This is a genomic window from Streptomyces sp. NBC_00154, from assembly GCF_026342835.1.
GTDB lineage: Bacteria > Actinomycetota > Actinomycetes > Streptomycetales > Streptomycetaceae > Streptomyces.
The window spans coordinates 3,408,151-3,421,423 of sequence record NZ_JAPEMI010000001.1; the positions used below are offsets into that span (position 1 = coordinate 3,408,151).

At 69.3% G+C, this 13,273-nt stretch carries 17 protein-coding genes; 14 read left to right on the top strand and 3 right to left on the bottom strand.

Annotation, left to right across the window (positions count from 1 at the left end; all coding sequences use genetic code 11):
• The first annotated feature begins 185 nt into the window (after positions 1-185).
• The 3 genes from OHA03_RS15335 to OHA03_RS15345 all read left to right on the top strand — a co-directional run bounded on the left by OHA03_RS15335 (position 186) and on the right by OHA03_RS15345 (position 1,834).
• Positions 186-1,031, top strand: a complete 846-nt coding sequence (locus tag OHA03_RS15335) for a sulfurtransferase (RefSeq protein ID WP_267004408.1) — start codon at positions 186-188, stop codon at positions 1,029-1,031.
• Between the two features lie 50 nt (positions 1,032-1,081).
• Entirely contained in the window at positions 1,082-1,369 is a 288-nt protein-coding gene (locus OHA03_RS15340; RefSeq protein ID WP_030925040.1) for a DUF1416 domain-containing protein, read from the top strand.
• Positions 1,370-1,576: 207 nt separating this feature from the next.
• On the top strand, positions 1,577-1,834 hold the full coding sequence (locus OHA03_RS15345) for a DUF3099 domain-containing protein (RefSeq protein ID WP_267004409.1): 258 nt from the start codon (positions 1,577-1,579) through the stop codon (positions 1,832-1,834).
• Positions 1,835-1,843: 9 nt separating this feature from the next.
• On the opposite strand, the gene OHA03_RS15350 is transcribed toward OHA03_RS15345, so the two are convergent.
• The gene (locus OHA03_RS15350) at positions 1,844-2,206 is read right to left on the bottom strand and encodes a DsrE family protein (RefSeq protein ID WP_267004410.1); all 363 of its coding nucleotides are present in this window, start codon (positions 2,204-2,206) and stop codon (positions 1,844-1,846) included.
• Between the two features lie 105 nt (positions 2,207-2,311).
• On the opposite strand from OHA03_RS15350, the gene OHA03_RS15355 reads away from it, so the two are divergent.
• The 6 genes from OHA03_RS15355 to OHA03_RS15380 all read left to right on the top strand — a co-directional run bounded on the left by OHA03_RS15355 (position 2,312) and on the right by OHA03_RS15380 (position 7,425).
• A complete protein-coding gene (locus OHA03_RS15355) occupies positions 2,312-3,262 on the top strand; it encodes a hypothetical protein (RefSeq protein ID WP_267004411.1) in 951 nt (316 codons plus the stop codon).
• Positions 3,259-4,077, top strand: a complete 819-nt coding sequence (locus OHA03_RS15360) for a hypothetical protein (protein ID WP_267004412.1) — start codon at positions 3,259-3,261, stop codon at positions 4,075-4,077. The genes OHA03_RS15355 and OHA03_RS15360 overlap by 4 nt, the downstream gene beginning before the upstream one ends.
• The gene (locus OHA03_RS15365) at positions 4,074-5,042 is read left to right on the top strand and encodes a hypothetical protein (protein ID WP_267004413.1); all 969 of its coding nucleotides are present in this window, start codon (positions 4,074-4,076) and stop codon (positions 5,040-5,042) included. Before OHA03_RS15360 ends, OHA03_RS15365 begins: the two co-directional genes overlap by 4 nt.
• Before the next feature lie 280 nt (positions 5,043-5,322).
• A complete protein-coding gene (locus OHA03_RS15370; RefSeq protein ID WP_267004414.1) occupies positions 5,323-5,895 on the top strand; it encodes an FABP family protein in 573 nt (190 codons plus the stop codon).
• A gap of 81 nt (positions 5,896-5,976) precedes the next feature.
• Positions 5,977-6,438, top strand: coding sequence for a Fur family transcriptional regulator (locus OHA03_RS15375; RefSeq protein WP_267004415.1), 462 nt, complete (start codon positions 5,977-5,979; stop codon positions 6,436-6,438).
• 21 nt (positions 6,439-6,459) lie between these two features.
• Positions 6,460-7,425: a folate-binding protein YgfZ gene (locus tag OHA03_RS15380; protein WP_267004416.1), complete on the top strand. Its 966-nt coding sequence runs from the start codon at positions 6,460-6,462 to the stop codon at positions 7,423-7,425.
• Positions 7,426-7,474: 49 nt separating this feature from the next.
• Here OHA03_RS15380 and dtd read toward each other — a convergent pair whose 3' ends face one another.
• Positions 7,475-7,924, bottom strand: a complete 450-nt coding sequence (gene dtd, locus OHA03_RS15385) for a D-aminoacyl-tRNA deacylase (protein WP_030972156.1) — start codon at positions 7,922-7,924, stop codon at positions 7,475-7,477.
• Positions 7,925-8,040: 116 nt separating this feature from the next.
• Here dtd and OHA03_RS15390 point away from each other — a divergent pair, with 116 nt between their 5' ends.
• From OHA03_RS15390 to OHA03_RS15400, 3 genes are all read left to right on the top strand, one after another.
• Positions 8,041-8,661: an ABC transporter substrate-binding protein gene (locus OHA03_RS15390; RefSeq protein ID WP_267004417.1), complete on the top strand. Its 621-nt coding sequence runs from the start codon at positions 8,041-8,043 to the stop codon at positions 8,659-8,661.
• A gap of 56 nt (positions 8,662-8,717) precedes the next feature.
• Positions 8,718-9,710, top strand: a complete 993-nt coding sequence (locus tag OHA03_RS15395) for an asparaginase (RefSeq protein WP_267004418.1) — start codon at positions 8,718-8,720, stop codon at positions 9,708-9,710.
• 62 nt (positions 9,711-9,772) lie between these two features.
• The gene (locus OHA03_RS15400) at positions 9,773-11,026 is read left to right on the top strand and encodes a GNAT family N-acetyltransferase (RefSeq protein ID WP_267004419.1); all 1,254 of its coding nucleotides are present in this window, start codon (positions 9,773-9,775) and stop codon (positions 11,024-11,026) included.
• Here OHA03_RS15400 and OHA03_RS15405 read toward each other — a convergent pair whose 3' ends face one another.
• Complete coding sequence (locus OHA03_RS15405) at positions 11,027-11,194, bottom strand: hypothetical protein (RefSeq protein WP_267004420.1); 168 nt, start codon at positions 11,192-11,194, stop codon at positions 11,027-11,029.
• Positions 11,195-11,469: 275 nt separating this feature from the next.
• Here OHA03_RS15405 and OHA03_RS15410 point away from each other — a divergent pair, with 275 nt between their 5' ends.
• Positions 11,470-12,417: a GntR family transcriptional regulator gene (locus OHA03_RS15410; RefSeq protein WP_267004421.1), complete on the top strand. Its 948-nt coding sequence runs from the start codon at positions 11,470-11,472 to the stop codon at positions 12,415-12,417.
• Positions 12,418-12,476: 59 nt separating this feature from the next.
• Positions 12,477-13,226 carry an HAD family hydrolase gene (locus OHA03_RS15415; RefSeq protein WP_267004422.1) on the top strand — a complete coding sequence of 250 codons (750 nt, stop codon included), beginning with the start codon at positions 12,477-12,479 and terminating at the stop codon, positions 13,224-13,226.
• Positions 13,227-13,273: the final 47 nt, after the last annotated feature.

Sequence of the window (13,273 nt, forward strand, 5' to 3'; positions counted from 1 at the left end):
ACCTGTGCCGCATCGCCGCCATGCTCTGTCGCACCATCTGAGCGGGATCGTCGCATCCCGCATTCCCGGCCCTTCGACCACTGTCAGGGCCCACCCCCGTGCATGTGTGTACGCGCGAATACTGCGCCCCCGTACATCTCGCATCACGCACCATCTCGCCGCAGACTGCCCCGGAGGAGAACAGAATGAGCCGCAGTGACGTCCTGGTAGACGCCGACTGGGTCGAGGCCCACATCGACGACCCGAAGGTCGCCCTCGTCGAGGTCGACGAGGACACCTCGGCATACGAGAAGAACCACATCAAGAACGCCATCCGGATCGACTGGACCAAGGACCTCCAGGACCCGGTCCGCCGTGACTTCATCGACCAGGCCGGCTTCGAGAAGCTGCTGTCCGAGAAGGGCATCGGGAACGACACCACGGTCGTCCTCTACGGCGGCAACAACAACTGGTTCGCGTCCTACGCGTTCTGGTACTTCAAGCTCTACGGTCACCAGGACGTCCGCCTGCTCGACGGCGGCCGCAAGAAGTGGGAGCTGGACTCCCGCGACCTGGTCGACGGCGACCAGATCCCGTCCCGCCCGGCCACCGAGTACAAGGCCAAGGCCCAGGACGAGTCGATCCGCGCCTACCGTGACGACGTCGTGGCCGCGATCGGCAACCAGAACCTGGTCGACGTGCGTTCGCCCGACGAGTTCAGCGGCAAGCTGCTCGCCCCGGCGCACCTCCCGCAGGAGCAGTCGCAGCGCCCCGGCCACGTGCCGAGCGCCCGCAACATCCCGTGGTCGAAGAACGCCAACGACGACGGCACGTTCAAGTCGGACGAAGAGCTCAAGGCCCTCTACGAGGCCGAGCAGGTCGACCTGGCGAAGGACACCATCGCGTACTGCCGCATCGGTGAGCGTTCCGCGCTCACCTGGTTCGTGCTGCACCAGCTGCTCGGAGTCGAGAACGTCAAGAACTACGACGGCTCGTGGACCGAGTACGGCTCCCTCGTGGGTGTGCCGATCGAGCTCGGCGCCAACAAGTAACTCCGCACGACCTGGACCAGCACGACCCCCGACCAGAAGGACAGAACACCATGTGTGGAGCAAAGGCCGGCGGCCCCGACGCTTCGACCATCAAGCCCGGTGAGACCACCATCCAGGGCAGCGTGACCCGCGACGGTGAGCCCGTCACCGGCTACGTCCGCCTCCTGGACTCGACCGGCGAGTTCACCGCGGAGGTCCCGACCTCGGCGACCGGACAGTTCCGCTTCTACGCGGCCGAGGGCACCTGGACGGTACGTGCCCTCGTCCCGGGCGGCAGCGCCGACCGCACAGTCGTCGCACAGACCGGTGGCCTCTCCGAGGTGGCCATCGCCGTCTGATTCGCGGCACAGACCGGCCGGAGGGCCGTACCCCAGGGGGTTGGACGCCTTCTGAACCGGGGTACGGCCCTTCGCGCCGTTCACGGTGGTCTCGGCGGTGGCGTCCGCGGGCCCGGGCGCAGTGGTGCTCGCAGGGGTGTGCGCAGTGCGGTCCGCAGGGCCGTCCGCGCTGTTCGCGTGCGCCCGGATCGGGCCTACGCTTGAGTTATGTACGCCCGGCGCCGTCGCAGCTATTTCCTGCTGATGGGCGGATGCATCGTCCTGTTCGTGTCCGCCTGGGCCGTCGTACGGCTCTGGTCGATGCCCGTCGCCATAGGAATGTGCGTGGTCGCCATGGTCATCCCGCCGATCGCGGCGATGGTGGCCAACCGGCGGGGGCCGGAGGACCGCTGGTGGGACGACCCCTCGGGCGACCCGAAGTCGGACGAGTGGTGGGACGAGCTCGACGGCAAGAAGCGCCGGTAGACAGCTGCTTCAGTAGACGAGGGCCTGGACGCCGTCGGCCATGATCTCGCTGACGAAGACCTGGGCGCCCGCGATCCGTACGCCTTCGAGGACATCGTTCTCGGTGATGTCGCGACGCGCGGCGCATTGCGTGCAGAGAGTGATCAGGCCGGCCGCCTGAATCGACTCGATCAGATCAGGCAGCGGTGCGGCGTGCGGCAGTTCGAACTCGGCGGCGCGGCCCGGCAGGGCGAACCACGAGGATTCGCCGGTCAGCCAGAGCGAGACCTCCACACCGCTGGCGACGGCGACCGCCGCCACCGTGAACGCCTGTGAGCAGCGCTCGGGGGAGTCGGCACCTGCGGTCACCTTGATCACGAGCTTCTTCTGCATATGCCGAACTGTAATCGCCGCCGGTACAACCCCACCCCCTTGCGAGGGGTCAGTTGTGTGCGCAGGTAATGGAATCTGCGCCTCAGGTCTCGTGGGGGGACCCTCTTGGAACCGAAAGACACCATTCCTGACGGGCCGGCCGAGCCGCCCGTGCAGGTCGAGGCGCAGGTTCAGGCCGTAGAGCCGTCCGCGCCCGCGCCGGTGGTCGCGCCCGCGACCGAGCCGGTCGTGGAGCCCGCGCCCGTGCCGGTGGCGGTGGCCGAGCCGGTCGTCGAGCCCGCGCCCGCTCCGGTGGCCGAGTCCGGTGCGCCGGCGACGCCGGGCAAGCCGCGGCCGCGTGGTCGCACCTCTCTGCTGATCGCCGCCGCCGCGGTGCTCGGGATCGCCGGCGGCACCGCCGTCGGTTACGGCGTGCAGGCCGACCGCGCCCCGACCCCGTTGCCCGCCCTGTCGCAGCCGAACCTGGCCTACCCGGCGAAGGCGCTGCCCGCGGACAAGGTCCCGGACCCGCTGCCCGTGTCGCAGGACCGGCAGCGGAAGACGGAGGGCGATCTGCGCGAGCTGCTCGTCAGCAAGCCCTCGGGGGCGCGCAACGCCAGGTTCCCGTTCCCGACCAAGGGCTGGATGTCCCTTGACGCATATGCGCGGGAGTTCAAGAGCGAGGACTACATGTTCGAAACGCTCGCGGAGGCCGACGTCCGCCGGATAGCGGCCGCCAACTGGTTGCAGGGGCAGTACCGCGGTGTGGGCATCCGCCTCGTGCAGTTCCGCTCCGGCGCAGAGCTCGGGGCGTCCGACCATGCGAACGACCAGCTGGACTACATGCCCTACGCCAAGGAAGGCGCAGGCAACGCGGGCGATCCGATCAAGGGCAGCGGCAACGGCCGCTACTTCCTGTACAAGGCTGTGAACAAGCCGGGCTACCTGCCCGTCTACCAGGCACGGGCCATCGCCCAGCGCGGCGACGTCATGTTGGACATCAACATCTTCGACACCGCGCCGATCAGCAAGAAGGACATCCGGACCCTGGCCGAGCGACAGCTGGAGCGGCTGTGAACGACGACGACATGACAACCGACACCGCCCCGCCCGCCGAGCCGGCCCCTCCCGCCGAGCCGGTCCCTCCCGCCCGGAAGGGCCGGGCCCGGCGCGTGGTGCTCGCCGTGCTCCCCGCGGTCCTGGTCCTCGGCGCCGTCGGCGGTGCGGCCGCCTACACCAAGGTCACCGTGGACAGCGCCGACCGCACGGTCACCACCAAGGTCTGGAGCCAGGGCGCGCACAAGCCCGCCAAGGACCCCGCCGGGGACATCGGCCGGGGCAGGGCCGATACCGAGCTCAGCAAGCTGCTGCTGCCGGTCCCCGAGAACTACCGTCTCGGCCCGGACATGGGCGAGTACGGAAACGACGACGAGATCAGCGGTAAGAAGGCCACGGCCCAGATGAAGGAGGGCGGACGGGGGATCGCGGGCAAGCAGCGCCGCGAACTGGACCAGCGCATCGACCGGCTCCACCTCCAGGGCATCGCGCAGCGCTCGTATACCTCGGACGACAACGATCTGACGGTCCAGATCCAGATCGTGAAGATGAAGGACAAGAGGGCTGTCCACGACATGTTCGGCTTCCAGACGGAGCTGATGGACAGCGTCGGCGGCTTCCGCAAGGGGCCGAAGATCGAGGGCCACAAGAAGGCCAGGTGCTTCCGGGAGCCGCAGACCAAGGTGAAGCTCGACGCCCTGTCCTGCTTCGCGTACGACGGGGAGCTGTTCCTCACCGTCGACGCGTACGGCACCAAGCCGTTCAGCGCGTCCGCCGTCGCCGATCTTGTGAAGGACCAGCTCGACCACATCGAGTCCCCGGGGGAGTACGTATGACCGAGCAGACGGCGACACCGACCGCGGCGACCGAGGAGCCCACTGTCCCGGAGCAGGAGCTTCCGCCGACGGGAGCGGTGCCCGCAGCGGCTGCCGAGCCCGTCCCGGCCACGGACGTGCCGGCCACGCAGCCCGTCCCGGCCGCCGAGCCCCTGGCGGCCCCCGGGCAGGCACTTGCGGTGGCGGGGTCCGTACCGGCTACGAAGTCGTCCCGCCGCGTCCTGCGGGCCGTCGCCCGCTGGACCGCCGCTGTGCTGGTGCTCGGCGGTCTCGGCACCGGTACGGCCCTCGGCATCACTTCGATGGAGCGTACCGACGTACCGGGCCTGGCCACCGAGGGCGACGGGCGCTGGGACTACCCGGAGCTCAGCCTGCCCGCGCTGCCGGCCGGTTCGCCGCGCCCGTTCAACGAGGCCAATGTCGCCGAGGTCCACCACGCGGACGTGCGGAAGTTGCTGCTGCCGGCCCCGGCCGGAGCAACGGCGGACAAGAAACTCGCCGGTGGCTGGGTGAGCACGGCGCAGTACCTCTCCGTCTACCAGAAGAGCAAGCGTGCCGAGCTGGGACAGGTGCTGAAGGACTCCGCGCTGCGGCACATCACGGCGCGCGGCTGGACCATGCCGGACGGCACCTCGTCCCGGATCTATCTGCTCCAGTTCAATTCGACGGCCTTCGCCGAGGCGTTCCGGGACGAGATCTCCGACAACACGTCCATCGGTGCTCAGCTCATCGGGTCGCCCCGAACGGACCTCGACGAGACCTGGTCGAGTGGCGGGCGGGTGGAGAACACCGCGACCTACGCGTACGCCGAGGACAAGCCGTACGGTTCCGAGCAGGTCCGCCACGGATATGTGCTCTCCGGCGACACGCTCGCCCTCGTCGTCCAGTCCCGCAAGGGGAAGGCCGGTACGGAACGCGTCCCGTTCCACCAGACGCTGATCCTGCAGAACCAGCTGCTGGGCTGATCCGCACGCCGGGGAGCCCCGCTTCCTCGGCAAGCCCCGAACCATCGCGCCGGGCCCCTACCCATTAGGCTGGGGCCCGGCCCTGTACTGCCGCCATACCGCTCGTTATCGCTCGTCCGAGGAGCTCCCGTGCTTGAGGCATTCTTCTCCACCCTGCTGGTCCTGGTCTGCGTCGGTGTTCTCGCCTTCGCCGGCCTGACCGTGAAGAAGCTGTACCAGGGCCAGCGCTGACCCGCGTCCGCACCGCTCATCACCCCCTCACAGATCGTCTGAGCCGCTCATGATCGAGATCCCGTCCGACCTCCACCCGGACCTCGTCCCGCTTGCCTTCCTGCTCGGCAACTGGACGGGCGCGGGTGTGTCCGACTTCCCCGGCGCCGAGAAGTGCAACTTCGGCCAGGAAGTCTCCTTCAGCCACGACGGCCGGGACTTCCTGGAATACGTCTCGCACTCCTGGGTGCTCGACGCCGAGGGCAACAAGGTCAAGCCGCTGGAGTCCGAGTCCGGCTACTGGCGCATCGACAAGGACCGCAAGGTCGAGGTCGTCATGGTCCGCGACCAGGGCGTCATCGAGATCTGGTACGGCGAGCTCGCCCACCAGAAGCCGCAGATCGACCTGGTCACCGACGCGGTGGCCCGGACCGCGGCCTCCGGCCCGTACAACGGTGGCAAGCGGCTCTACGGCTATGTGAAGAGCGACCTGATGTGGGTCGGCGAGAAGGCCACCCCCGAGGTGGAGCTGCGCCCGTACATGTCGGCGCACCTGAAGAAGGTCGTCACCCCCGAAGAGGTCGAGGAGATGGCCAAGGGCCTCGGCGACCTGCCGGACGACGGCATCGCGTTCTTCAAGTAGGCGCACCACCCGCACGCACCCGGACGGCCGAGTAGTCGTGCGGCCTGCGGGCGGGTGCTCGTCCGGTCCTACACTGGGCCTGTGGTGAGCACCGACTGGAAGAGCGACCTTCGGCAGCGCGGCTACCGGCTGACGCCGCAGCGGCAGCTTGTCCTGGAAGCGGTCGACAGACTGGAACACGCGACGCCGGACGACATCCTCTGCGAGGTGCGCAGGACGGCGTCCGGCGTGAACATCTCCACCGTCTACCGGACCCTGGAGCTCCTGGAGGAGCTGGGGCTGGTCAGCCATGCCCATCTGGGGCACGGGGCACCGACGTACCACCTGGCCGACCGCCATCACCACATCCATCTGGTCTGCCGGGACTGCACGAATGTCATCGAGGCCGATGTCGACGTCGTTGCCGAGTTCACCATGAAGCTGCGGGACACATTCGGGTTCGAGACCGATATGAAGCACTTCGCGATCTTCGGCCGTTGCGCCGACTGCACGGCGAAGGCGGCGGCGGCCGGACCGGCCCCTGCTCCTGGTTCCGAGCAGTAAATCGAGTCGTACGCTGGTCGCATGAAGAGCCCTCTGCTGTCCCTGCCCGGCGCCGTTCCCGCCGAAGGCCGCGACGAAGGCGTCGCCGCGCACTACGGCGACCTGTTCCGCGAGCAGCGTGCCCTCGCCGACGGCACCGGCCTCGTCGACCTCTCGAACCGTGGCGTCGTCACCGTCACCGGAAGCGACCGGCTGGCCTGGCTCCACCTGCTGCTCACCCAGCACGTCAGCGAACTCGCCCCCGGACAGGCCACCGAGGCGCTGATCCTCACCGCGAACGGGCACATCGAGCACGCCCTCTATCTCGTCGACGACGGCGAGACGGTGTGGGCGCACGTCGAACCGGACACCCAGGGTGAACTGGTCGCCTATCTGGAGTCGATGAAGTTCTTCTACCAGGTCGAAGTCGCCGACCGTACCGAGGACTTCGCCGTCGTGCACCTGCCGGCCGGCTCGATCGAAGAGGTGCCGGAAGGCGTCGTCGTGCGGGAGGCGCCGCACGGCCGCGATCTGTTCCTGCCCCGTGCCGACCTGGAGAAGTACGCGGCCGAGCACGGCCCGGTGGCCGGCATCCTGGCGTACGAGGCGCTGCGCGTCGAGGCACACCGCCCCCGGCTCGGCTTCGAGACCGACCACCGCACCATCCCGCACGAGCTCGGCTGGATCGGCACCGCCGTCCACCTCCAGAAGGGCTGCTACCGCGGTCAGGAGACCGTGGCCCGGGTGCAGAACCTGGGGAAGCCGCCGCGCCGGCTGGTCTTCCTGCACCTGGACGGCAGCGATGTGCTGCTGCCCGGGCACGGCACGCCGGTGCGGCTCGCCGCGGACGGGGCGGACGGCCGCCAGCTCGGCTTCATCACCACGTCCGCCCGCCACCACGAGCTGGGGCCGATCGCCCTGGCGCTGGTCAAGCGGAACGTGGCGGTGGACGCGGAACTGCTCGCGGGTGACACCGCTGCGGCCCAGGAGACGGTCGTCGAACCGTAGATCTTCCGCGGGCTTCTGCGCGCGCCTCCGGCTCCCCGCCGGAGTCCGCTCAGACCTCGACCAGGACGGTGAACGGGCCATGGTTCGTGAGCGAGACCCGCATGTCCGCTCCGAACCGGCCCGTCTCCACATGCGCCCCCAGCGCCCGCAGCTGCGCCACCACCTCGTCGACCAGCGGTTCGGCGATCTCGCCGGGTGCCGCGGCGTTCCAGGTGGGCCTGCGGCCCTTCCGGGCGTCCCCGTAGAGAGTGAACTGCGAAATCACCAGAAGCGGTGCATTCACGTCGGAGCAGGACTTCTCACCCTCCAGAATGCGGACCGACCAGAGCTTGCGGGCGAGCTGCGCCGCCTTCTCCACGGTGTCCCCATGGGTGACTCCGACCAGCACACACAGTCCCTCGCCGACGATTTCGCCCACCACCGCGGGCCCGCTTCCGTCGCCCGCGCCGTCGGCCACCGTGACGCTCGCGCCGTACACCCTCTGTATCACTGCACGCATACAGACCAACCTATCTTGGGCTGAACGGGTACAGAGCACCTGCGTAGTCACCGTACGGAATGGCACGATGCACGGAGGCGGTGTGCCGACGCACCGGTCGAGGGGATGGACAAAGCATGAGTACATATGGAGCCAGGCAGCCAGCCGGTGCCGTACCGGTCACGCGTGTCACAACCAGTACCGGTACCACCGCCGGCGCCATGCGACCACCCGTGCAACGGACCGGTCCGGGCATCGACGAGGGCCTGCCGGGGCAGTCACCGCCCGAGCTGGGTGCCCTCCGGCTCGCGGAGCTGCGCAACCTGCGTCGTGACTCGCAGCGCGACGAGGCCGACCTCAGTTACGTACGCCGTCTGGTCCAGGGCCGCATCGACATCCTGCGGGCCGAGCTGGCCCGCCGCCGGGACCCCGAGACGCCGGTCGTCGACCGGCTCTCCGAGATCCTCACCGACACCCCGTCCCGGCACCGTTCCTCCGCCCGGCATGTCACGCTCACCACACCGCGCAGCGACGAGTTCCGCCGGCTGGCGGCCGAGACGCTCGCCGAGGTCGAACTCTCCGACCTCGACGCCCGCACGGACGAAGAGCTGTACAGCGCGATGGGGCGGCTCGTCCGCTACGAGCGGCAGGTCTCCCGCCGCCGTCACCAGCTGCAACGTACCGCTGACGATTGCAGCGCCGAGATCGCCCGCAGGTACCGTGATGGGGAAGCACAAGTAGACGACCTGCTCGCCTGAAGCGATCCTTCCGGGCGGGGCCGGTCACTCGCCCCGCCCGGAAGGCCGCCCCCCCCATGACCTCCACACCTCTCATATCCCCGGCGTCCCCCGCGCTGCCCGCCGGCCCCGCCCTTCCCGTTCTGGCCGAGGTCGTGCGGTCCGGCTTCGTGGAGGGCCACCACCGGGGCTCCCTGGTCGTGCTGGCAGCGGACGGCAGTGTGGAGCGGACCCTCGGAGACCCGGACGCGCCGGTCTTCCCCCGCTCCTCCAACAAGCCGATGCAGGCCGCCGCCGTGCTGCGGGCCGGGCTCGACCTCTCCGGGGAGCGGCTGGCGCTGGCCGCCGCGAGCCACTCGGGCGAGGTGTTCCACCTCGACCTCGTACGCAAGATGCTGGCCGAGCACGGACTGACGCCCGAGGATCTGCAGACCCCGCCCGATCTGCCGCTGGACCCGGCGGAGGCGGAGACGTATCTCGCCGCGGGCCAGGTCCGCGAGCGGATCACCATGAACTGCTCCGGCAAGCACGCCGCCATGCTCGCGGTGTGCGCACTCAACGGCTGGGACCGGGCGACCTATCTGAACCCGGCGCACCCGCTCCAGCAGCTGATCCACCAGGTGGTCGAGGAGGCGGCGGGCGAACCTGTCGCGGCGGTCGGTACGGACGGCTGCGGGGCGCCGCTGATGGCGATCAGCCTGGTGGGTCTGGCGCGGGCGTTCCGCTCGTTCGTGCGGGCGGAGGAGGGCACCGCGGAGCGCCGGGTGGCGGACGCGATGCGCGCCCACCCGGAGTACGTCGCGGGCACCCGGCGGCCCGACACCTGGCTGATGCGCGAGGTGCCGGGCACGCTCTCCAAGATGGGCGCGGAGGCGGTCCAGGCGGTGGCGCTGCCGGACGGCCGGGCGCTGGCATTCAAGATCACCGACGGCGGGGGCCGGGCACTCGGTCCGGTGCTGGCCAGGGCGCTGGAACTGCTCGGCATCGACGGTCCGGTCGTGGACCGGATCGGACGGGCGCCGCTGCTGGGCGGCAGCGCGGAGGTGGGCGAGATCCGGGCGGCTTTCTGACCGGCTCCGTGGCAGCGGAAAACCGGGCGACATTCCACGGACCGCATGCCTAGCGTGGGGGCATGAGCCTTGAGGTCCGCCCCGTCACCGCATCGGAGTTCCCCGGCTGGCTGCGCGCCGTGAACACCGGCTTTCTGCGCCCGCCGACGGTGACGGAGGGGGAGGTCGCGAGCCGCCTCCCGCACATGGATCTGGCCCGGACCCGAGGGGTGTTCGACGCCGGCCGCTGTGTGGCGACGTTCCGCTCGTTCGCGCAGGAGCTGACGATGGTCGGCGGCGCCAGGGTGCCGTCCGACGCGGTCACCAACGTCACGGTGTCGCCCACGCATCGTCGGCGCGGGCTGCTCAGCCGGATGATGGCCACGGACCTGGCGGCGGCCAAGGACCGCGGTGACGTGGTCGCCACGCTGATCGCCGCCGAGTACCCGATCTACGGGCGGTACGGGTTCGGCCCGGCCGCCTGGACCACCGAGTGGGAGATCGACGTCCCCCGGGCGGGCCTGGACCCGCGCTGGTCTGGCCCGTCCGCTGCGGACGGCGGCGGCCGGATCGACCTGGTGGACGGCGCGGAGGTACGCAAACTCGGCCCGGCCCTGCACGACCGGCTGCGGGCCCGGCAGCACGGCGTGGTCAGCCGTGGCGACCGCTGGTGGCAGCTGAACACCGGCGAGGACGTGCCCGTGCCGGGATCATGGACGGAACCGTTCCACGCGGTGTACCGCAACGCGCACGGTGAGGCCGACGGTCTGCTCGTCTACCGCGCCGACGACAAGTGGGGCGATGCGAAGCAGCCGCTCAACCGGGCGTCCGTCCTCGGCCTGATCGCCGAGACCCCGGCGGCGGAACGGGCGCTGTGGCACTTCGTCTGCTCGATCGACTGGATCACCACGGTCCGATCGGGCCACCGTGCCCCCGACGACCTGCTCCCCCTCCTCCTCCCGGACCCGCGCGCGGCCCGCATCGTGACGCAGGCGGACTGGATGTGGGTGCGGGTCCTGGACGTCGTACGAGCCCTGGAGTCCCGTACCTACGCGGCCCCGGCCTCCCTGACCCTGGACATCCACGACCCGGCGGGCCTCGCCGGCGGCCGCTTCCGCCTGGACGCGTTCCCGGACGGTGCCTCGTGCGCACCGACGACGCGGAGCGCTGACCTGGCCCTGGACGTACGGGAGCTGGGGACGCTCTGCCTCGGCGACGAATCGGCGCTGCGGCTGGCTGCGCTGGGCCGGGTCGAGGAGCTCACGCCGGGTGCGGCGGCGGTGGCGGACGGGGCGTTCCGGGCGGGGCGGCGGGCCTGGTGCCCGGACGTGTTCTGATCAGGAATCGGTCGGGACGAGGAGCAGCGCGAGGATGAGTGCTCCCGCCCCCGCGCAGTTGGGGCTGCCGGTCTTGAGGCCCAGGGTCAGCAGGGTGAAGCCCACCGTGCCCATGAGGCCGTACTTCCACTGAACGAACTGCTCGAGTCCCAGCGTGATGAATGGCATGGCGGTCACTCCTCCGGTGGTGAAGGGGCGTCTGCGCACGCACGCCTTTGTGCCGCTCGGACGCGATACCTGTGACTCCCGGCAACCAGTCAACTCCCTTATGAATTTGACTGGTTGGCCTGTGGCTATGGTTCCCAGTGGAGTGGAGTTCGCAAACTTGTCCGGTTGTGTAGGTAAGTTGATGACCGTGCGATGACGATTCAGTTGGTTGCGAGCTCCATCTCTTGTTGTGTGGCTGGTAGTTGTATGGTTGAGAGGTGACGAGCCATGGACCCGTGCCAGGTGGAAACAGCGCGCATCAGTACAAGCGGATCGCCGATGAGCTGCTGAAAGGGATCAACAGCGAGGTGTGGCGGCCCGGCGACCGGCTGCCCACACATGAGCAGCTTGCCGACCGTTTCGATGTCTCGCGTGCGACGGTCAAAGAGGCGCTGAAGCTGCTCAGCAGCAAGGGGCTGATCGTCACCCGGCAGGGCAGTGGGACGTTCGTCAGTGAAGGTCCGAAGTCCGGTGTCGTCCCGCAGCGCAACAGTCCCTCCGTCGAGAACGGTGACGACGGCGGGGACGACGACGGCGACGACGTGTGGGCGGTCGTCTCGGAGCGCGTCCCTCCGGTGCTGCTGAAGCCCTACCTGGAAGAGGCGTTCGAGGCCACGCAGGTGAAGCTCGATGTCTTCTCGATGACCACGGAGTCGCTGGCGGCCCGGGTGTCGGACCAGAAGAACCGCATCATGACCGGGGAGATCAGGCCGCCCCGCAGCATCACGGCCCGGCTGATGCTCCCCGACTGCGATTTCCCTCATCTCGCCATCCCCCGCCCGGTGGACGGGACGGACGATCCGCGGGTGCGGCGGCGGCTGAAGGGGATCCTGCAGAGCCACGCGACCATGCTCCGGGAGGCCCTGTTCGAACTCCGCTACCAGGGGTTCGTGCCCGAAGTCGATGTCGAGGTGCGGTTGGTGCCGTTCGCGCCGCAGATGAAGCTGTACATTCTGAACCGCCGACTGGCGCTGCAGGGCTTCTACGTGACCGAAGAGGGCACCATCCCGCTCCCTCCGGACCGTGAGGAAGTCGCGATCTACGACGCCTACGGTACGGGGGCCACCCTCTTTCCGTATCGCGCCTCGGCCGACTCCACACCCGACCAAGCCGGCATTGTGCGCACGTTTCAGGCATTTTTTGACTCGAACTGGGACAAACTAGCCACAAGGGCGGATTTCTGATCGTGCCGCACGCCACGACCACCCCTGCGTCTCCCCTGAGCAAGACGGCCCTGCCGGCCGTGTCCGTCGAGAGAGCGACGGACCTGCTGTCCCGCGCCACCTGCGTGGTGCTCGACTTCGACGGACCTGTCGCCCGGCTCTTCGCCGGTGGCCATGAAGGCAAGGAGAGCGTGGCCGGCCGCATCGCCGAAGAGCTGCTGGACATCGCCGCATCGCACCGTCTGGAAGTGGACGAGGTGCGCGGATGCACCGACCCCCACGCGATCTTCAGCCGCTATGCGGAGCGCGCCGCCCACCGCGTCGAGTCCGAAGCGTGGGGCTCGGCCGCCGCGGAGATGCAGGGTGTCCTCGCCGCCTGGGAGATCAAGTCGGCCGAGCATGCGGAGCCGACACCGGGCGCCACGGAGTTCATGAAGGCATGGGCCGGAGCGGGCCGGCGGCTGGCGGTGGCGTCCAACAATCACCCTGACGCCATCAAGCGCTACCTCGAGCGTGAGTCGCTGTCGAAGTACTTCGCACCCTCCTCGGTGATCGGCAGGAACGAGGGGGACGCTGCGCTCATGAAGCCGAATCCATGGGCTCTGAACGAGGTCATGCGGGACTCTGCGGCCGGGGTCGCGGCGCACTTGATGATCGGCGACTCGGCCACCGACTGGCAGGCCGCGAACGCGGTCGGGATGCCCTTCATCGGGTTCCACCGCAAGCCCGAGAAGCGAATGGCGCTGTCGCGGGGCGGAGCGGTTCCCGTCCTCGACTCGATGCAGGTACTCGCCGATGCGGCGAACGGGCTGTCGGCACAAGTGCGGTAGTACAACAGGAAGTTGTACCTTCCTTGTATGGATCGCGACGAGTTGGC

What these genes read in the sequence shown, in the direction of transcription:
- OHA03_RS15345 (WP_267004409.1), top strand. Translation starts at nt 1,577, where the DNA reads ATGTACGCCCGGCGCCGTCGCAGCTATTTCCTGCTGATGGGCGGATGC.
- dtd (WP_030972156.1), bottom strand. Translation starts at nt 7,924, where the DNA reads ATGCGTGCAGTGATACAGAGGGTGTACGGCGCGAGCGTCACGGTGGCC.
- OHA03_RS15395 (WP_267004418.1), top strand. Translation starts at nt 8,718, where the DNA reads ATGACCTCCACACCTCTCATATCCCCGGCGTCCCCCGCGCTGCCCGCC.
- OHA03_RS15405 (WP_267004420.1), bottom strand. Translation starts at nt 11,194, where the DNA reads ATGCCATTCATCACGCTGGGACTCGAGCAGTTCGTTCAGTGGAAGTAC.
- OHA03_RS15390 (WP_267004417.1), top strand. Translation starts at nt 8,041, where the DNA reads ATGAGTACATATGGAGCCAGGCAGCCAGCCGGTGCCGTACCGGTCACG.
- OHA03_RS15370 (WP_267004414.1), top strand. Translation starts at nt 5,323, where the DNA reads ATGATCGAGATCCCGTCCGACCTCCACCCGGACCTCGTCCCGCTTGCC.
- OHA03_RS15400 (WP_267004419.1), top strand. Translation starts at nt 9,773, where the DNA reads ATGAGCCTTGAGGTCCGCCCCGTCACCGCATCGGAGTTCCCCGGCTGG.
- OHA03_RS15340 (WP_030925040.1), top strand. Translation starts at nt 1,082, where the DNA reads ATGTGTGGAGCAAAGGCCGGCGGCCCCGACGCTTCGACCATCAAGCCC.
- OHA03_RS15365 (WP_267004413.1), top strand. Translation starts at nt 4,074, where the DNA reads ATGACCGAGCAGACGGCGACACCGACCGCGGCGACCGAGGAGCCCACT.
- OHA03_RS15335 (WP_267004408.1), top strand. Translation starts at nt 186, where the DNA reads ATGAGCCGCAGTGACGTCCTGGTAGACGCCGACTGGGTCGAGGCCCAC.
- OHA03_RS15350 (WP_267004410.1), bottom strand. Translation starts at nt 2,206, where the DNA reads ATGCAGAAGAAGCTCGTGATCAAGGTGACCGCAGGTGCCGACTCCCCC.
- OHA03_RS15380 (WP_267004416.1), top strand. Translation starts at nt 6,460, where the DNA reads ATGAAGAGCCCTCTGCTGTCCCTGCCCGGCGCCGTTCCCGCCGAAGGC.